Raw genomic sequence first — 17,680 nt, forward strand, 5'->3', positions numbered from 1 at the left:
CTAGACGGTCTCGTCCGTATCTAGGGCCTCCCGTCCGTTCCTCTGCCGTCGTAGCCGAGCAGCCGCATGGCCGTGTCGGGGTCCATCGCGGCGGCCAGGAGTTGCGCCCTGGCGTGGGCCTGGTCGCGTTCGTGTTCCGCCTTGGTCTGCGCCGCTCGTACCGCCTTGATGGCGATGAGCGCCAGGCCGGCGCCCACGATCACCGCCACCACGACGACGAACAGGACGAGCAGCAGCCCGGGCGAGGCCAGCCCGACGACCGGGGTCGCGCCCGTCAGGGCCAGCCCGGTGATGAGCGCGAGGACGACGAGCGCGAGCAGGCTGGCGACGACCATCCACGCCCGGCGCCTGGGCGGCGGCGGCGCCGCCGGGAGGGGCGGTGGCGCCGCCGCGTAGACGGGGATGGGATCGGGCGCCCACGGTACGAACTCGGGCCGGCCCGGCTCGGCGACCACCGTGGTGGGCCCGGCGATGATCTCGGCGGTCACCACGACCGGCTCGGCGGGCACGACGGTCCCCACCGGCTCGGCGACCCCAGGCTGGAAAACCGGCCCCGCGGGCCAACCGGCGTGCTGACCAGACTGGCCGGACTGACCTTCGAGCCAACCACCGGACTGACCTGCCTGGCCAACGGGCTGGCCGTTCGGCCGGCTCGCGGTCTGACCGTTGGGCGGGTAGGCGGGCTCCTCCTGCACCTGGCCGGGCAGGTCGCGATCGATCCGGCTGTGCTCCTTGTGCGCCCTGGCCGCGTCGCGGTGGTACTCCTCCAGCTCCTGGTACAGCTCGTCGGAGGAGTAGATCGTGCCGTCGATCAGCGGCCCGGTCGCCCGCTCGATGATCGCCACCACGTCGTCGCCGTTGAGCGTCTTGTGCGTCTCCAGCGCGTGCGCGAGGCAGAGCACGTCTCTGCGATGCTCCTCCAGCAGTTGTTCGGTCTTCTCCAGCAGCCGGACCAGGTTGAACTCGATCCGCTCCCCCAGCACGTCGGGCGTCAGCTCGGGCTGGCCCCGGCTCGGCTCCCGATCGGTGATGCCGATGGGCCCGCCACCGCCGGCGCGCCGCGGCATCGCCTTGCCGCCGTGGATCTCCAGCTCCTGCAGCGCGGGCAGTGAGGTGACGCCCGAGCCCATCCCCCAGTACGACTCCATGAGCGCGGTCAGGAACGTCGCCGAGTGCAGGTCACCGGAGACGCCGGAGGAGTTGTCCTCGCTGAAGAACATCCGCTCCCCGGCCAGGGAGGCGAGCGAGACCATGATGTCGGCCTCGTACTCGGACTTCCACCGGGTGAACTGGTCCTCGGGCTTGATCGAGGCGACCATGCCGAGGTAGTCGGCGCCCTTCTCGATCGTGGCGATGTCGATCTCCAGGTGGAAGCGGGTCACGTAGGCCACCACGGCGTGGCACGCCTCGTGCACGGCCACCGCGTGCCGTTCCCGCTCGATGTACTCGACGTCCTCGGGCGGGCCGAGTTGCTTGAGCCGCTTGGCCCGCAGCACGTCGGACCAGGAGATGACCTCGCGGCCGTCGCGGATCGCGGTGATCAGCGACTCGTTGACCAGGTCCTTGATCGTGGCGCCCGTCGCGTAGGGGGTGATGGTGGCGAGCTTGTCGATCTGCTGCTCGGTCAGCTCGTGGTCGACCTTGTCGAAATAGCCCTGGTACGTGCGGACCCGTCCGGCCTTGGAGGGGTAGCCGACCTTGTAGATACGGTCGATGCGGCCGGGCCGCAGCAGTGCCTCGTCGAGCGCGTCGGGCCGGTTGGTGGCCATCATGACGAGGATGCGGAACTTGGGCGGCGGCTTGGGCCGCATCCCGAGCAGCCGCCTGATCAGGCGGTTGAAGAACCCGCGCGGCTTCTTGAGCCCGGACAGCTCGGTGAGCAGGGCCTGCAGCGTGCCCGGGTCGCCGCTGTTCATCCCACCGCCGCCGCCCATGATGAAGCGGTTGCGGGTGGCCGGCTCCGCCACCTCCCGCCTGGCGCGGAAGGCGAGCACCGAGCGGCTCTCCTCGGACAGGTAGTTGACCCCGTGACAGCCGGAGAACCCACCGCCCTGCCCCGGCGGGCCCTGCTGGGCGAGTCGGCCGCGCTTGCCGAGCGAGTCGGCCTCGTCGAAGAAGACGATCACCCCGCCGTACCTGAGCGAGAGCTTGCGCAGCTTCCTGAAGAGCGTCTTGACCTTGAGGATGCCGATGCCCATGAACATGTTCGTGAACGCGCCGGGGTCGACGAACACGTACGGCTTGCCGGTCTCGCCGGCCACCGCCTCGGCCATCAGCGTCTTGCCGGTGCCCGGCGGCCCCCACAGCAGCAGGCCGCTGGGCACGTACCCGCCGCGATTCTCGATCTCGTCGGGCCGTTCGAGGAAGACGATGTTCTCCTGGACGCGTTCGACCACGTGGTCCTGTCCCCAGACGTCGGAGAAGCGGGTCTTGATGTCGTCGGGGAAGTACGTCTCGACGCCGCCTCTGGACATGAACCAGAACAGGCCGACGAACTGGATGATGACCACGAAGAACAGGAACACGATCTGGAGCAGGAACGGCATCGCCTTCCACAGCAGCGCGGGCGCGCTGAACAGGGCGAGGAACGGGTTGGTGCCGAGCACCGCGCCGAGTACCAGCGCGATCAGTACCACCCAGAAGATGATCTTCGCGGCGAGGGCGAAGCGGTACCTGGTCCAGTCGTCGAAGCGCCGGTGGGACCACCGCTCGAACCCGCCGAAGACGCGCCGGCTCCAGAAGCGGTGGTAGGCCGACCACCGCTCACTGACGAAGAAGTGCAGTTGCCGCAGGGCCTCGACGCCCAGCAGCCAGAAGATCCACTGGTAGGCGTACGCGATGGCCCGCATGGCCTCGCCGAAGGACACGATGCCCTCGAAGTCGGCCATCACCTTCCAGGTGAGGACGAAGAAGGCGAGGACCAGCCCGACGAGGAACTTGCTCCGGGCCCAGAACGGCATCTTCTTCCTGGTCAGGGCTTCGGGATCGGAGGGGCCGCTACCGGGCGCGCGCAGCCCGCTGTGATGCGTGGTCGTGGTCAATGGTGCTCCCTCATCCGGGCAGCCTGAGCAGCTTGAAGGTTTCCTTGATCTTGTTGAATTCATCCGCGCGCGCTCTGAAGCAGATCGACTGGCAGCTGATGAGCATCACGGAGACCGTGGCTCCCTGCTCGTCGAGGATGGCGGTGTGGTCGAAGGTCTGGACGTCGGCGCCGATCTGGTAGTTGAAGCGGACCCGCACTCCCCTGGCGCCACGGTCGAGCTGGAGGACCTCATCACTGATCAGCTCGAACCGGTTGAACAGCGGCTGCCGCCCCGCCTGAGTCGCCTTGGCTTCGTAGAGCGTGCGGACCTGATCGGTCACCGGCAGGATGAAGTCGCGTAGCCGGTCCAGCGAGATCGCGTCCCGCTGCTCGTCCGTGAGCTTGTGCACGGTGGCGTAGACGAACGGATCCGTCGAGCTGAGCAGGTGTTCGACGGACGGCTGCGCCGACTGGTCGAAGGCCGTGGACCAGACCTGCTGGCGCCGCAGCCGGGCCGCCTCCGAGTTCGGGTGGTCGCCGGTCAGGTAGATCTCGATGGGTTCGGTGTTGAGCTGGCTGAAGGAGGAGGGCACCTTGAAGTAGGTGGTGCCTTCCTTGTCGCGTACGTAGGTGAAATCAGGCTGCCCGCACGCTGACAGCATGAAGATCGCGGCCAAGAGCGCGATCCAAGCCCGTGTTTTTTTCACCTGGGCTTACCTCCGCTTTACGGACCAACGGAGTTGTTCTGCCCGTTTTCATGTGAAATGAGGCCGAGTGCACGGTGTAAAATCTTGACCAAATCTTGGCCGTACATTGGCTTCATTTGTTACAGATCCGCACAGATCGGATGCGGGCTCTTGTGCGGACGCCCGTACAACGTTGGCGTCCCCCCATTGGTTCAACCGGCAAAGTAGCGAAAGATAGAAGGATCCCTGCTACCCGGAGCGGACAATGACAGAACCGGCCATGGAGACTGTGGACAGCTTCGGCATGATGGCGGAGCGGATGTTCGCCGACATCTGGTCGCGCGGTGCCCTCTCGGTCAAAGAGCGCCGCCTGCTCCTGCTCGGCCTGCTCGTCGGGCAGGGCATCGACGAGCAGGTGGAGGTCCAGCTCGACACCGCGTTGCGCGCGGGCGACCTGGACGAGAGTGAGCTGCGCGAGGTCGTGGTGTTCCTCACCCACTACGCGGGCTGGACTCGCGGGTCGCGGCTGAACAACCAGGTCGAGGACCTGATCGAACGCGTCAGGCGGGATCGATCCGGTAGACGGGGCCCTGGAGGCTGAGCGCGTACAGCTCCCCGTCGAGCCCTTCGCCGAACGACGAGAGCTGCTCGACCTGCCCGACCTTCGCGTCCTTGTCCAGCTCGTCGACGGGTGCGGCCTTGACCCACCCCGCGCAGAAGTCGCCGTACAGGAACCGGCCCTGCAGCCAGGGGATCTTGTCCCCTCGGTAGACGTAGCCGGCGATCACCGAGCAGTTGCCGCCCTCGTGGAGCGGATAGGTGATCACCGGGGCGGTGAGCTCGCGGCCCTTGCCTCCCCTGAAGGGTTTGTCGCCTTCGCGGAGGTTCCAGCCGTAGTTCTCGCCGCCCTCGGATCCGGCCGGCTGGTAGTCGACCTCCTCCCATCGGTCCTGCCCGACGTCGCCGATCCAGAGGTCGCCGTTGTCGCGGTCGAAGCCGAACCGCCAGGGGTTGCGCAGGCCGTAGGCCCAGATCTCGGTCCGCGCGCCCTCCTTGCCGACGAACGGGTTGTCCTCGGGGATCTTGTACGGCGTGCCGCGCGGGTCGATGCGCAGGATCTTGCCGAGCAGCGTGCCGAGGTTCTGGCCGTTGCGGTGCGGGTCGCCGCCGCTGCCGCCGTCGCCGAGCGCGATGTAGAGGTGGCCGTCGGGGCCGAAGGCCAGTTGCCCGCCGTTGTGGTTGGCGTAGGGCTGGTCCTGGGTCAGCACGTCACGCCTGCGGGTGGCCTTCTTGCCGTCGTACGCCCACTCGGTCACGTGCGTGTCGCCGCTCGCGTCGGTCCAGTCGAGGTAGAGCCAGCGGCCCGACGGGTGGAAGGCCACGCCGAGCAGGCCCTGCTCGTTGCCGCCGCTGACCTCGCCCGACAGGTTCACGATCGTGTCGCCGTCGAGGGTCTTCAGCCGGCCGCCCTGCTCGGCGACGTACAGCCGCTGGTCGTCCTTCCGTACGGCGAACGCCACGGGCTTCGCCAGCTCGGCGAGCTTGGTGAAGCGCAGCTTGCCGCGGGTCGGCGCGGCACTGTCCTCGCTCACGGCGGGCCCGGGCGAGCCCGCGGCGGCACTGTCCTCGCTCACGGCAGGCCCGGGCGAGCCCGCGGCGGACGGGGGCGCGGGCTGGGCGGCCGAGCATGCGGTGAGCGTGACGGCTAATACGGCCAGGGTGCGACGCACGCCGCCCATCCTTCCATGCCACCCCAAACCTGGACATCTACCGCCTTGCCGGAGGGAACTTGCTGAACTATCGTCTGGACATGTGTCCAGCGATGTCGTGACAGAGTCCACCCGGCGGCGGCTGAACCGGCGGCAGGCCGACACCGTGCGGCGACTGACCGACGCGACGGTCGAGGAGGTCCGCGAGAGCGGCTTCGACGGGCTGACCGTCCGCAACGTGGCCCGGCGCGCGGGCGTCGCCCCGGCGACCGCCTACACCTACTTCTCCTCCAAGAACCACCTGGTCACCGAGGTGTTCTGGCGCCGGCTGAGCGCCCTGCCGCCGATCGAGGCGACCGGCGAGGCGGGCCAGGTGATCACGGCGCTCCGGGAGATCGCCCTGCTGGTCGCCGACGAGCCGCGCCTGGCCGCCGCGTGCACCACCGCCATGCTCGGCACCGATCCCGACGTCCAGGAGCTGCGGCTGCGCATCGGGCTGAGCATCCGCCGGCGGCTGCGCACCGCGCTCGGCCCGGCCGCCGATCGCAAGGTCCTCAACGCCCTGGAGATCGCCTACGCGGGCGCGCTGGTCCAGGCCGGGATGGGCTACATCTCCTACTCCGAGACCGCCGACCGCCTGGCGGAAGTCGCCGAGCTGATCGTGAGGTAGCCCGTGGACCCGCTCTTATACAGCCCCTACGACTACGCCGTCCACGAAGACCCATACCCGATCTACGCCCGCCTCCGCGAGGAGGCCCCGCTCTACCGCAACGACGAGCTGGATTTCTGGGCCGTCTCCCGCCACGCCGACGTGGCGAACGCGTTCCGCGACCACCAGCGCTTCTCCAACGCCAACGGCGTCTCCCTGGACCCCAGCGCGTGGGGGCCGGCCGCGCACCGGACGATGTCCTTCCTGGCTCTGGACCCGCCCTCGCACACCCGGATGCGTTCCCTGGTCGCCAAGGGCTTCACCCCGCGCCGGGTGCGCGAGCTCGAAGCCGGCATCCTGCGCCTGACCGAACGCCATCTCGCTCCCGCCGTGGCGCGTGGCGAGTTCGACTTCGTCGCCGACTTCGCGGGCCGGCTGCCGATGGACGTCGTCTGCGAGCTGATGGGCGTCCCCGAGGCCGACAGGGACGAGCTGCGGCGCCTGGCCGACCTGGTCATGCACCGTGAGGAGGGGCTGTCCGACGTCCCGGTCGCCGGGATGGAGGCGGCGCTGACGCTCATCGGCTACTACCAGGACCTGGTCACCGAACGGCGGGCCGGACCGGGGAGCGATCTCACCTCCGCGCTGCTGGCCGCCGAGGAGGGCGGCGACCGGCTGGCGGACGAGGAGGTCGTGGCGTTCCTGTTCCTGATGGTGGTGGCGGGCAACGAGACGACCACCAAGCTGCTGGCCAACGCGCTGTACTGGGGCCGGCGCCATCCCGCCGAGCTGGCCAAGCCCATGCGGGATCCGGGCCGGGTCTCCGACTGGGTGGAGGAGACGCTGCGCTTCGACGCCTCCAGCCAGATACTGGCCCGCACGGTCGCCACGGACACCGAGCTGTACGGCACGACCGTGCCCGCCGGAGACCGCCTGCTGCTGCTCGTCGGCGCGGCCAACCGGGACCCCCGCGCCTTCGACGACCCGGACCACTACGACCTGGACCGCGACACCTCCCAGCTCATCAGCTTCGGCGGGGGCAGGCACTTCTGCCTGGGCGCGAACCTGGCCAGGCTGGAGGCCCGCATCGCGCTGACCGAGTTCGTCAGGCGGGTCCGCCACTACGACGTGGACGAGGGCGGCGCGGCGCGCGTGCACTCGGTCAACGTCCGCGGCTTCGCCGCACTGCCCATCTCCGTTTCCGCCGCCTAGCGATTGAGCCGCCCATGCCGCGATTCGAACCGCACCCGCTACGCCGCCCCGCGCTGGTCACCGGAGCCTCCTCCGGGATCGGCGCCGCCACCGCCGCCCTGCTCGCCGCCAAGGGCCACCCCGTCGCCCTCGGCGCCCGCCGAGTCGACAAATGCCGTGAAATCGCTGACACCCTCAAGAAGGAGGGCGCGGAGACCTTCGCCCACGCGCTGGACGTGGCCGACTCCGGCTCGGTCCAGCTCTTCGTCTCGGCCGCGGCCGAGGCGCTCGGCGCTCCCGAGATCGTGGTCTGCGGGGCCGGCGACCTGAGCGCGGAACGGGTCCACGAGCTGGACTCCGCGGGCTTCGCCGCCCAGGTCGGGGTGCACCTGGTCGGCGCGCACCGCCTGGTCTCGCACGTCGTGCCCGGCATGGTCGAGCGCGGGCGCGGCGACGTCGTGCTCGTCTCCTCCGATGTCGTACGCTCACCGCGCACCCGGATGGGCGCCTACGTGGCGGCCAAGAACGGCATCGAGGGCATGGCCAGGGTGCTGCAGATGGAGCTGGAGGGCACCGGGGTGCGCGCCTCGATCGTCCGGCCCGGCCCGACGATGACCGGCATGGGCATGGGCTGGGACGCCGAGACCACCGGTGAGGTCCTGGAGGAGTGGGTCAAGTGGGGGCTGGCCCGCCATCCGTACTTCCTGCGGCCGGAGGACGTCGCCGCCGCGATCGCCGTCGTCGTCGAGGCGCCCCGCGGCACCCACCTGACGCTCGTGGAGGTCCAGCCGGAGGCGAAGGTGCGATGAGAGCGCCGATGCTCGTCTCCGGCGGCCCCGACCATCTGGCGGAACTGCGTACCGACCCGATCGCGCTGATGCGGCGGGTGCGTGAGGAGTGCGGCGCGGTCGGCGAGTTCCGGCTGGCCGGGCGGCCGGTGGTGCTGCTGTCGGGCGCCGAGGCCAACGAGTTCTTCTTCCGCGCCCCGGACGAGGAGCTCGACCAGGCCGAGGCGTACCCGTTCATGACGCCGATCTTCGGGTCGGGCGTCGTCTTCGACGCCACGCCCGAGCAGCGCCGCGAGGCGCTGCACAACCAGGCGCTGAAGGGCTCCTTCCTCAAGGGGCACGCCGCCACGATCGCCGCCGAGGTGGAGCGGATGGTCGCGTCGTGGGAGGAGGAGGGGGAGATCGACCTGCTCGACTGGTTCGCCGAGCTGACCATCTACACCTCCTCGGCGTGCCTGATCGGCAAGCGGTTCCGCGAGCAGCTCGACCGGCGCTTCGCCGAGCTGTACCACGACCTGGAGCAGGGCACCGACGCGCTGGCCTACGTCGACCCGTACGCCGACATCGACAGCTTCCGCCGCCGCGACGCGGCCCGCGCGCAGCTCGTCACGCTGGTCGAGGGCATCATGGCCACCCGCTCGGGCCCGGCGGGAGAGGACCGGGACCTGCTCGACGTGCTGATGTCGCTGGGCAGGTTCTCGGCGGACCAGATCACCGGGATGTTCATCTCGATGATGTTCGCCGGGCACCACACCACCTCCGGCACCGCGGCTTGGACGCTGATCGAGCTGCTGCGCCATCCCGGCGTGCTGCGGGAGGTCGTCGCGGAGCTCGACGGCCTGTACGCCGACGGGTCGGAGGTCAGCTTCCAGGCGCTGCGGGAGATCCCGCTGCTCGAATCGGCGGTGAAGGAGGCGCTGCGGCTGCACCCGCCGCTCATCCTGCTGCTGCGGGTGGCCAAGTCCGAGCAGGAGGTGCTCGGCCACCGGATCCCGGAGGGGACGATGGTCGGCTGCAGCCTGGCCGTCTCCAACCGGATCGCCGCGGACTTCCCCCGGCCGGACGCCTTCGACCCGGCCCGCTATGCCAAGCCGCGCGAGGAGGATCTGGTCAACCGGTGGACGTGGGTGCCGTTCGGGGCGGGCAGGCACCGCTGCGTGGGGGCCAACTTCGCGATGATCCAGCTCAAGGCGATCTTCTCGGTACTGCTGCGCGACTGGGAGTTCGCCCTCGCCCAGGAGTCCGGCTCCTATCGCAACGACCATTCCAAGATGGTGGTCCAGCTCGCCCGGCCCTGCATGGTGCGGTATCGGCGGAGGCGGCGGTGAGGGTCGTCGCCGATCTGGACCTGTGCCAGGGGCACGCGGTGTGCGAGCTGGAGGCGCCCGAGGTCTTCGAGGTGCCGCGCAAGGGAAAGGTCCGCGTGCTCGACCCGTCACCGCCCGAGTCGATGCGCGAGCAGGTCGAGGCGGCCATCCGTTACTGCCCCACCCGGGCGCTGTCGACGTCGAAGGAGTGACGACATGCCGGCCTTCCCCCGTGACGAGCTCGAAGAGATGGTGCGCCGATGGCTGGCGGCCAACCACCGGTGCGAGGAGCTCGGCGACTGGCGCCCGCTGGCCGAGCTGTACACCGAGGACGCGACCTACGGCTGGAACGTCGGCCCGGACCAGGATTTCATGGCCGTCGGCCGCGACGAGATCCGCGACCTGGCCCTCGGTTCGGAGATGGGCGGCCTGGACGGCTGGTCCTACCCGTACCAGAGCATCCTCATCGACGACCGGGGCGGCGAGGTGGTCGGTTTCTGGAAGCAGGTCGCCGACGCCCGCCGACCGGACGGCACGCCGTACGAGGTGGCGGGGATCGGCGGCAGCCGGTTCAGGTACGCGGGCGGCTTCCGGTGGTCGTGGCAGCGGGACTGGTTCGACCTGGGCAACGTGACGTCGGTGTTCGTCGAGATGATGAAGTCGGGGGTGCTGTCGGACGGGATGAGGCGCCGCCTGGACCGGGCCGCCTCCGGCGCCGCGATCCCCGGCTACTACCGGCGCGGCCACGCCCCGGCCCCCATCTGGTGACGCGGACGCCGCGCGGGCCGCGTCGGCGTCAGGCGCGCTCGTGCGGTGGCCGCGTCAGGCGGGCACGTGCGGCGTGCCGTCCTTCATGGGCGGGAAGCGGAACGCGGCCGCCGTGGTGCCGCGCGTCATCCTGGTGATGTCGGCCTCCCCCACGGGCTCGGTCTCGTCGTCGATGATGACCTCCCACCTGCAGTGCGGGACGCGGTCGCCGGGGACGCGCGGCGGCCGGTGCACCGGGCGGATCCGGGCGCGCGGGTTGACCGCCTGCGCGGTCCAGTCGAAGGTGCCGTCCTCGATGTGATGGCACATGCCGCGGATCGCGCGCTCGCCGAACGGCTCCACGTCCAGCAGCGCCCCGCAGGTGCGGAGCTGGAAGAACCCGTGGGTCTCCGAGACGAGCTCGTACTCGACGTCCATGTAGTGCTGCGCGAAGCCCGGATCGAGCTGCAGGCACTTGAAGATGGCCGGCACCCCGTCACCCTCGATCCGCATGATCTCGCGGATGCGCTCGGTGTAGATCGGGCTCGCGCCCTGCCACTCCTCGATGGCGATCTCCTCGACGACCCGCTGCCCGTACCGCATGCCGACCGCGATCAGCGTCGAGCGGTCGAGCAGATGAACGATCAAGGCGTACTCCCGGACGAGACGGACCAGTGCCTCCTTCGACAGGTCCTCATAGCGGAAGCCCGGATCGAATTCTCCGGAATAGTCCTTGCGTGCCGTCATATGGTGAACTGTAGTCTGGACATGTGTCCAGAACAACCGATCGCTTGTTCGGCGCAGGCGCCTCTTCGCCGCTCCTGATCGACGGGCGGCTCGTCCCCGGCGACCACCGCTTCGGCACGCTCAACCCGGCCACCGAGGAAGTCCTGGGCGAGGCCGCCGACGCCACCCCCGCCGACCTGGAGCACGCCGTCGCCGCCGCCCGCCGCGCGTTCGACTCCTCCCCCTGGGCCACCGACCTCGCGCTGCGCGTACGCTGCCTGCGCCAGCTCAACGACGCGCTCACCCGCCACGCCGAGGAGCTGCGCGAGCTGACGATCGCGGAGGCGGGCGCGCCCAGATTCCTGACGTACGGCGCGCAGCTCGACGCGCCGGTGGCCGACCTGCGCTGGTTCGCCGACCTCGCGGAGCACTACGACTGGGAACGGGACCTCGGCCGGGCCGCGCCCATGGGCCTGACCAGCGACCGCCGCGTCGTCCGCGAGCCGGTGGGCGTGGTCGGCGCGATCACCCCGTGGAACTTCCCGCACCAGATCAACCTGGCCAAGCTCGGCCCGGCGCTCGCCGCGGGCAACACGATCGTCCTCAAGGCGGCCCCCGACACGCCGTGGTGCGCGGCGGCGCTCGGCGTGCTCGTCCAGGAGGAGACGGACATCCCACCGGGTGTCGTCAACGTCATCACCGGCGCCGACCACGCCCTGGGCGCCCGGCTCTGCGCCGATGCCCGGGTGGACCTGCTGTCGTTCACCGGCTCGACCGGCACGGGACGCGCGGTCATGCGCGCCGCCGCGGACGGCCCCAAGCGGGTCTTCCTGGAGCTCGGCGGCAAGTCGGCGTTCATCGTGCTCGCCGACGCCGACCTCCGCGCCGCCTGCTCCTACGCGGCCTTCGCCGCGCTCACCCACGCCGGGCAGGGCTGCGCGCTCACCACCCGCCTGCTCGTCCCGCGTGAGAGGTACGACGAGGCCGTGCGCCTGACCGCGGCCACCATGAGGAAGCTGGGCACCGGAGACCCGGGCGACGAGCGCACGGTGTGCGGGCCGGTCATCTCCGCCCGCCAGCGCGACCGGATCGAAAGCTACCTGAAGCTGGCGGTCGAGGAGGGCGGCGAGTTCGCCACCGGGGGCGGGCGCCCGGCCGGCCGGGACCGGGGCTTCTGGATCGAGCCGACCCTGATCACCGGGCTCACCAACGAGACCAGGACGGCCAGGGAGGAGATCTTCGGCCCGGTGCTGGTGATCCTGCCGCACGACGGCGACGACGACGCGGTCCGGCTGGCCAACGATTCGCCGTACGGGCTGTCCGGCGCGGTCCACGGCGGCGACCCGGAGCGGGCGCGGGCCGTGGCGGGGCGGCTGCGGACCGGCACGGTGAGCGTGAACGGCGGCGTCTGGTACGGCGCCGACATGCCGTTCGGCGGCTACAAGCAGTCGGGGATCGGCAGGGAGATGGGTGTGGCCGGTTTCGAGGAGTACCTGGAGACCAAGTCGATCGCGGAAGGGGTGTCGTGAACCGCTTCGAGGGCAAAGTCGCCATCGTCACCGGAGCCGCCCAGGGCATCGGCCGGGCCTACGCGCGGGCCCTGGCCGCCGAGGGAGCGCGCGTCGTGGTCGCCGACGTCAGCGAGCAGGGCGCCGCCGTCGCCGACGAGATCAAGGGCCTGTACGTACGCACCGACGTGGCCGACCCGGACTCCGTCCAGCGGATGACCGACGCGGCGGCGGAGCGGTTCGGCGGCATCGACTACCTGGTGAACAACGCCGCGATCTTCGGCACGATGCGGCTGGACTTCCTGCTGACCGTCGACTGGGACTACTACCGGCGGTTCATGGCGGTGAACCTGGACGGCGCCCTCCTCTGCGCCCGCGCCGCGCATCCGCACCTGGCCAGGCGCGGCGGCGGGTCGATCGTCAACCAGTCCTCCACCGCGGCCTGGCAGTACTCCGGCTTCTACGGCCTGGCCAAGGCCGGGATCAACGGCCTCACCCAGCAGCTCGCCCACGAGCTGGGCGGCATGGGCATCAGGGTGAACGCCATCGCGCCCGGCCCGATCGACACCGAGGCCAACCGCGCGGTGGTACCCGCGGGCGTGGTCGACCGGATCGTCCGGGACAAGCTGGCGCTCAAGCGGGTGGGGACCCCGCAGGACCTGGTCGGCATGTGCCTGTTCCTGCTGTCCGACGAGGCCGCCTGGGTCACCGGGCAGATCCTGAACGTCGACGGCGGCGAGGTGTTCCGATCATGACCTATGGCTTCGCCGGACTCGGCCAGATGGGCGCCCCCATGGCCAGGCATCTGATCGGCCTCGGCCTCACCGTCTACGACACCCGGCCGGAGGCCATGGCGCCGCTGGTGGAGGCGGGGGCGCGGGCCGCGGCGGACGTCGGCGAACTGGCCGCCGCCAGCCGGTTCGTCTCCGTCATGGTGCGCGACGACGACCAGGTGCACGAGGTCGTGTCCGGGCTGCTGCCCGCCGCCGAGCCGGGCACCGTCATCGCCGTCCACTCCACGATCCGGCCCGGCACGGCCGTGGAGCTCGCCGGGCTGGCGGCGCCGTACGGGATCGAGGTCGTCGACGCGCCGGTCAGCGGCGGCTTCATGGGAGCGGAGGCGGGCACGCTCGCGGTCATGGTCGGCGGCGGCGACGGCGCGTTCGCCCGCTGCGAGCGGCCGTTCGGGGCGTGGGCGGACCTCGTCCTGCACGTGGGACCGGTCGGCGCGGGCACCCGCGCCAAGCTGGCCCGCAACCTGCTGCACTTCGTCGCCTTCGCCGCCGCCGCCGAGGCGCAGCGGCTGGCGGAGGCATCCGGGATCTCCCTGCGCAAGCTCGGCCGGGTGGTCAGGCATTCGGACGCCGTCACGGGCGGGCCCGGAGCGATCATGCTCCGCGCCACCGCCGCTCCGCTCGGCGAGGACGATCCGCTGTACGGGATCATGCGCCACGTCCTGGCACTCGGCGAGAAGGACCTGGACCTGGCGCTGGAGCTGGCCCGCGACCTCGGCGTGGACACACCCCTGGCCGAGCTGGCCCGCGACCGCCTGGCTGACAGCCTCGGCCTGCTTCGAAAGGAGGTCCCATGACCGACGAACGCCGGGAGCGCGGGCTGGAGATGATGCGCCAGGTCTACGGCTGGGAGATCGGCGACGCGCCGGGCGACTTCTTCGGCATCACCGTGGACCACCTCTTCGCCGAGATCTGGACCAGGCCCGGCCTGTCCATGCGGGACCGGCGGCTCCTGCTCATCGGCGCGCTGGCGAGCAGGGGCTTCAACGACGTCCTCGACATCCAGCTGCCGGCCGCGCTGGGCAACGGCGAGCTGTCCCCGGACGAGCTCCGTGAGATCGCCATCTTCCTGACCCACTACATCGGCTGGCCCCTCGGCGCGCGCCTCAGCGTCCAGATCGACACCCTCATCGCGAAGTCACGACGACCGGCCTCGGACTGACGTCACTCGGCGCCGCCCCGTGTGCCGCCGGAATTTCTACGATTTCAGAATCTCACGCTGCACGTCACTCTCGTGGAGAGGCTGAATATGTCGGCCGGCGCATAGTAAATGGCGAACACGTGGGTCCGGACGCCGTGGCCGCCCTTGCCCAGGGTGCGAGTCAACTGGTATTCCCATTCGTACGGCTGGTTGTACTGGCTCTGCGGGATGCACTTGGGCGGCGGGATCGCCGCCGGCGGCAGCTTGGGCGGCGCGGATGCCTTCCTGTTTTCCGTGAAGCAATTCTTGCCGTCGCACCGAGCGGGGACCAGGGCGCTGACCGGGCATCGGCCGGACATCTGGCTCGGCACCGGGCCTGCTGCCGGCGCGGCGGCGGGAGCGACTGGACGTCGGGGCGCCTGGTCGTACGATGGCGGTATGAGCCGTAAGGCCGTCGCCATTCTGGCCGTCGCCGCCACCCTCGTGCTGGCCGCGACGGTGGTCGTGATTTCCCACGGTCGCGCCCCCGACCAGGCCGCGACAGGGATCCGAAATACGCGCGCTCCGCAGGACATCGCGTCCTACTGGACCAAGGAGCGCATGAATGAGGCCAGTCCGGGATGACAAAATCGGTCACCCGCCCGAGGAGACCGACAAAACTCTATTTCCTCAGACGCGGGCGCGGCCCTATTGTCATCCCTCGTGCGAAAACTTCTGATCATGACGCTGACCGTCGCGTCGATGCTCTCCTTATCCGGTACGGCCACCGCCGCGACGACGGCGCCCCCCGTCAAACACCCCAAGCTGATCGCCAACCCGCTCTACGAGGCCGGCGCGCTGCCCGCCACGACCTGCGAGGAGCCGGCGCGCAAGCGCAACGACCGCAAGTCGGGCCGCGCCTACATCGACGCGGTGATCGCCTGCCTCGAGTCCACCTGGGAGCAGCACCTCACCGCCGCCGGCTTGCCCTTCAGCAAGATCAAAGTGCGGCACGTGAGCAAGCTCCCCACGATGTACTGCGGCACCAGGGAGACGGGCAAGGAGAACTCCGCGGCCCGCTACTGCGGCGACACAGGCGAGCTGATCTTCAAGGCCGGCAAGGATTGGCTCGACGACCCTTCCGACCTGTGGCTGTTCAACACCGTCAGTTACATGTACGGGTGGCATGTGATGAAGCTGGTCGGAATCGCCGACGCCTATGACGCGGTGCCGTCCAGCGGCACAGCCGAGACCCGCGAGCTGGGCCGGCGCGAGAGTCTCCAGAACGACTGCTTCAGCACCGCGTTCCTCAAGAGCGTCTGGCCGCTGAAGGGCAGGACGACCAAGGACTGGACGTATCTGCTGAGCATGGTCGACGGTGACGCTCCCGGCGAGGCGCGCTGGTACGGCAAGAGGGCCAACGCCATCGCCTGGCACAAGCGCGGCTTCGCCACCGGCGACCCAGGCTCGTGCAACACCTGGACGGCCCCCTCCTCAAAGGTGGCCTAAAACCGCGTGTGGCGCTGATCACCTCGTATGTGTGCACTCCTCCACAGAACAGGGCGACGGATCTTCGTAATGTCCCTGCTGCCGGGTAAACCGGTGCACTTAAACGGGGAGGAACCCATGCGTAAGACCCTTGCAGCAACCCTCTTGGCCGGCTCCATGGCCGTCAGCGCGATCGCCCTCGCCCCCGGCGCACAGGCCGCCACCCAGACGGGGACGACCGTCACCGCGGCCTCCCAGACCGTCGGTTCCATCAACAACTGGGGCAAGTACTTCTCCAGCGACCGCAAGGCGTACACCTTCGGCCAGACGGGCAAGCGCAACGGCATCGTCGTCACGAAGTGGCACGGCGTCGACAAGGTGGGCGGCAAGCGCGCCTGGGTGTGGTTCGAGGTCTACAAGAACGGTGGCTGGCAGAAGTTCAACCGCTCCTGGGACGGCAAGGTCGTCGGCAGTTGGAGCGGGCGCGGGATCAAGAAGGTCTACACCTTCACCTGCTGGGCCGGCAAGCTCGACAACTGCGGCCGTAAGTACCGCATTTACTAAGCGCTGTTCCTGAGAAACCGCATGATATCCGGCGGCTGCCCTACGGCGGCCGCCGGATTCTTGCTGTTCCCGTTGAGTAGAGGGGCTGATGTGACGGACCGGCGCATGATCCGGGTGCCCCGAGACGCGGTGCGGAGCGTTCGGCCTGCGTATCAGCGGCGCCCCAGGCGCCGACACGGGACTTCACACCTTGTTACAAACTCCTGCAGAATTTGACAGGAAGTTTTACGCAATATCACGAAGACGCATTCCGGGCAGCCGATCACCATAGGGGAGGCAGCACGAACCCCCTTTCCCTCCGGGAGGCCAAGAAATGTCCACACGTCTTCGCACACTCGTTTTATCCGTCGCTCTCGCGTTATCAGTCGTCTTTATCGGCAACCCGGCCTCCGCCGCTCCGGAAAGGCCGTCCATTCCCCTCAAAGGCAGCGCCACCCAGTCGTTCACGATGACCCTCACGAGAAAGGCCGACACCCCGAAGGGCGTCAACGCGGCGGCGGACGTCATTTACTGCGGCGGTTATCTCAGCCTCCCGTACGTCAACAGCCTGTACAACGACGTGCGTACCGAGATCGAGGTGTCGTGCACCGCCGTCGTCGACTCGATCGACCTGTACCTCAACCTCTACAAGGACGGGTCCACCACCACGACCTCCAAGCGCTTCAACCCGGCCAACTACGGGTTCCATTACTCCAGCGCGCCGTGCCAGGGCACCACGAACACGTACTTCGCCGGCGGCACCGCCGTGTTCACCAAGGCCGGCTACGCCGGGTCCCCACTGGTCATGAACGGCACCACCCCCCAAGTCACCCTCGCCTGCTGAAAGGATCACGATGCGACGCGCCGTCATGGGAATGCTCCTGGCATTCTGCACCCTCGCCCTGTTCTCCCTCCCGGCGAAAGCGGAGCCGGATCCGTCCTACTTTGAAAAGTCCAAGGTTTCCACCACATTCCAGAAGCCGCTCATCTCCGGAACCATGGAGGACGGCGTCTGCAATTGGTACGACCTGTGCGTCTGGGAAAATCAGAACCTGACCGGCCGCATGGCGGACTTCACGTACATGGACACGACCGGGTGGCCTGACTGGGCCGCAAGCACGGCGAACGGATTCATCGCCAACAATGACGAGTCCGCCATCAACGCGCACCTGTTCCTGAGCGCTTACATCTGCACCAACACATACCAGTCCGGCCAGTGCGGACAACTCGTACCGGGCGGTTACGGTAACACCGCGCCCACGTTCGCGAACAATTCAGAATCGCACTACTGGAACTGACCCCGTTCCCGGCGGGGGGGGGGGCGGGGGGGCCGGGCCCCCCCCCCGGGGTGGGTCAGCGGCGTGGCCCCCCCCCCCCCCCGGCACGACACCCCGGTGAGCCG

The 17,680-nt window shown here is 69.5% G+C and carries 21 protein-coding genes; 16 read left to right on the top strand and 5 right to left on the bottom strand.

Annotated features, from left to right (window positions below):
* Positions 1–20 precede the first annotated feature (20 nt).
* On the bottom strand, positions 21–3,041 hold the full coding sequence (locus tag AB0F17_RS30580; protein ID WP_358029790.1) for an AAA family ATPase: 3,021 nt from the start codon (positions 3,039–3,041) through the stop codon (positions 21–23).
* A 10-nt stretch (positions 3,042–3,051) separates the two neighbouring features.
* Positions 3,052–3,729 (bottom strand): hypothetical protein, encoded by a 678-nt coding sequence (locus AB0F17_RS30585; protein ID WP_358029794.1) that lies wholly within the window; start codon positions 3,727–3,729, stop codon positions 3,052–3,054.
* A 259-nt stretch (positions 3,730–3,988) separates the two neighbouring features.
* Here AB0F17_RS30585 and AB0F17_RS30590 point away from each other — a divergent pair, with 259 nt between their 5' ends.
* Positions 3,989–4,309, top strand: a complete 321-nt coding sequence (locus AB0F17_RS30590; RefSeq protein ID WP_358029797.1) for a carboxymuconolactone decarboxylase family protein — start codon at positions 3,989–3,991, stop codon at positions 4,307–4,309.
* On the opposite strand, the gene AB0F17_RS30595 is transcribed toward AB0F17_RS30590, so the two are convergent.
* A complete protein-coding gene (locus AB0F17_RS30595; protein ID WP_358029800.1) occupies positions 4,269–5,438 on the bottom strand; it encodes a PQQ-dependent sugar dehydrogenase in 1,170 nt (389 codons plus the stop codon). The genes AB0F17_RS30590 and AB0F17_RS30595 overlap by 41 nt on opposite strands.
* An 82-nt stretch (positions 5,439–5,520) precedes the next feature.
* On the opposite strand from AB0F17_RS30595, the gene AB0F17_RS30600 reads away from it, so the two are divergent.
* Genes AB0F17_RS30600 through AB0F17_RS30625 form a run of 6 tightly spaced genes read left to right on the top strand, consistent with a single transcriptional unit; the run spans position 5,521 to position 10,120 of the window.
* Positions 5,521–6,087 (top strand): helix-turn-helix domain-containing protein, encoded by a 567-nt coding sequence (locus tag AB0F17_RS30600; protein WP_358029804.1) that lies wholly within the window; start codon positions 5,521–5,523, stop codon positions 6,085–6,087.
* Between the two features lie 3 nt (positions 6,088–6,090).
* Positions 6,091–7,278 carry a cytochrome P450 gene (locus AB0F17_RS30605; RefSeq protein ID WP_358029807.1) on the top strand — a complete coding sequence of 396 codons (1,188 nt, stop codon included), beginning with the start codon at positions 6,091–6,093 and terminating at the stop codon, positions 7,276–7,278.
* A gap of 14 nt (positions 7,279–7,292) precedes the next feature.
* The gene (locus tag AB0F17_RS30610) at positions 7,293–8,066 is read left to right on the top strand and encodes an SDR family oxidoreductase (protein WP_358029810.1); all 774 of its coding nucleotides are present in this window, start codon (positions 7,293–7,295) and stop codon (positions 8,064–8,066) included.
* Positions 8,063–9,373, top strand: a complete 1,311-nt coding sequence (locus AB0F17_RS30615; protein ID WP_358029812.1) for a cytochrome P450 — start codon at positions 8,063–8,065, stop codon at positions 9,371–9,373. Before AB0F17_RS30610 ends, AB0F17_RS30615 begins: the two co-directional genes overlap by 4 nt.
* Positions 9,370–9,564 (top strand): ferredoxin, encoded by a 195-nt coding sequence (locus AB0F17_RS30620; protein ID WP_358029815.1) that lies wholly within the window; start codon positions 9,370–9,372, stop codon positions 9,562–9,564. Before AB0F17_RS30615 ends, AB0F17_RS30620 begins: the two co-directional genes overlap by 4 nt.
* A gap of 4 nt (positions 9,565–9,568) precedes the next feature.
* A complete protein-coding gene (locus AB0F17_RS30625) occupies positions 9,569–10,120 on the top strand; it encodes a nuclear transport factor 2 family protein (RefSeq protein ID WP_358029818.1) in 552 nt (183 codons plus the stop codon).
* Positions 10,121–10,174: 54 nt separating this feature from the next.
* Here the strand turns inward: AB0F17_RS30625 and AB0F17_RS30630 are convergent, their stop codons facing one another.
* On the bottom strand, positions 10,175–10,846 hold the full coding sequence (locus AB0F17_RS30630; RefSeq protein ID WP_358029821.1) for a hypothetical protein: 672 nt from the start codon (positions 10,844–10,846) through the stop codon (positions 10,175–10,177).
* Positions 10,847–10,869: 23 nt separating this feature from the next.
* Here AB0F17_RS30630 and AB0F17_RS30635 point away from each other — a divergent pair, with 23 nt between their 5' ends.
* From AB0F17_RS30635 to AB0F17_RS30650, 4 genes are read left to right on the top strand one after another with little or no spacing between them, the layout of a single operon-like run.
* On the top strand, positions 10,870–12,354 hold the full coding sequence (locus AB0F17_RS30635; RefSeq protein ID WP_358029824.1) for an aldehyde dehydrogenase: 1,485 nt from the start codon (positions 10,870–10,872) through the stop codon (positions 12,352–12,354).
* On the top strand, positions 12,351–13,088 hold the full coding sequence (locus AB0F17_RS30640) for an SDR family oxidoreductase (RefSeq protein ID WP_358029827.1): 738 nt from the start codon (positions 12,351–12,353) through the stop codon (positions 13,086–13,088). Before AB0F17_RS30635 ends, AB0F17_RS30640 begins: the two co-directional genes overlap by 4 nt.
* Entirely contained in the window at positions 13,085–13,924 is an 840-nt protein-coding gene (locus tag AB0F17_RS30645) for an NAD(P)-dependent oxidoreductase (protein WP_358029829.1), read from the top strand. The genes AB0F17_RS30640 and AB0F17_RS30645 overlap by 4 nt, the downstream gene beginning before the upstream one ends.
* Positions 13,921–14,289 carry a carboxymuconolactone decarboxylase family protein gene (locus AB0F17_RS30650; RefSeq protein WP_358029832.1) on the top strand — a complete coding sequence of 123 codons (369 nt, stop codon included), beginning with the start codon at positions 13,921–13,923 and terminating at the stop codon, positions 14,287–14,289. The genes AB0F17_RS30645 and AB0F17_RS30650 overlap by 4 nt, the downstream gene beginning before the upstream one ends.
* A 44-nt stretch (positions 14,290–14,333) precedes the next feature.
* Here the strand turns inward: AB0F17_RS30650 and AB0F17_RS30655 are convergent, their stop codons facing one another.
* Positions 14,334–14,639 carry a hypothetical protein gene (locus tag AB0F17_RS30655; RefSeq protein WP_358029835.1) on the bottom strand — a complete coding sequence of 102 codons (306 nt, stop codon included), beginning with the start codon at positions 14,637–14,639 and terminating at the stop codon, positions 14,334–14,336.
* A gap of 67 nt (positions 14,640–14,706) precedes the next feature.
* On the opposite strand from AB0F17_RS30655, the gene AB0F17_RS30660 reads away from it, so the two are divergent.
* The 5 genes from AB0F17_RS30660 (at position 14,707) to AB0F17_RS30680 (ending at position 17,576) form a co-directional block, all read left to right on the top strand.
* A complete protein-coding gene (locus tag AB0F17_RS30660; RefSeq protein WP_358029838.1) occupies positions 14,707–14,892 on the top strand; it encodes a hypothetical protein in 186 nt (61 codons plus the stop codon).
* 78 nt (positions 14,893–14,970) lie between these two features.
* The gene (locus tag AB0F17_RS30665; RefSeq protein ID WP_358029841.1) at positions 14,971–15,756 is read left to right on the top strand and encodes a hypothetical protein; all 786 of its coding nucleotides are present in this window, start codon (positions 14,971–14,973) and stop codon (positions 15,754–15,756) included.
* A 117-nt stretch (positions 15,757–15,873) separates the two neighbouring features.
* Complete coding sequence (locus AB0F17_RS30670) at positions 15,874–16,299, top strand: hypothetical protein (RefSeq protein WP_358029844.1); 426 nt, start codon at positions 15,874–15,876, stop codon at positions 16,297–16,299.
* 448 nt (positions 16,300–16,747) lie between these two features.
* Positions 16,748–17,122, top strand: coding sequence for a hypothetical protein (locus AB0F17_RS30675; protein WP_358029846.1), 375 nt, complete (start codon positions 16,748–16,750; stop codon positions 17,120–17,122).
* A gap of 10 nt (positions 17,123–17,132) precedes the next feature.
* Positions 17,133–17,576 (top strand): peptidase inhibitor family I36 protein, encoded by a 444-nt coding sequence (locus AB0F17_RS30680; RefSeq protein ID WP_358029849.1) that lies wholly within the window; start codon positions 17,133–17,135, stop codon positions 17,574–17,576.
* The last annotated feature ends 104 nt before the right edge of the window (positions 17,577–17,680 follow it).

The organism is Nonomuraea sp. NPDC026600 (genome assembly GCF_040638335.1).
GTDB lineage: Bacteria > Actinomycetota > Actinomycetes > Streptosporangiales > Streptosporangiaceae > Nonomuraea.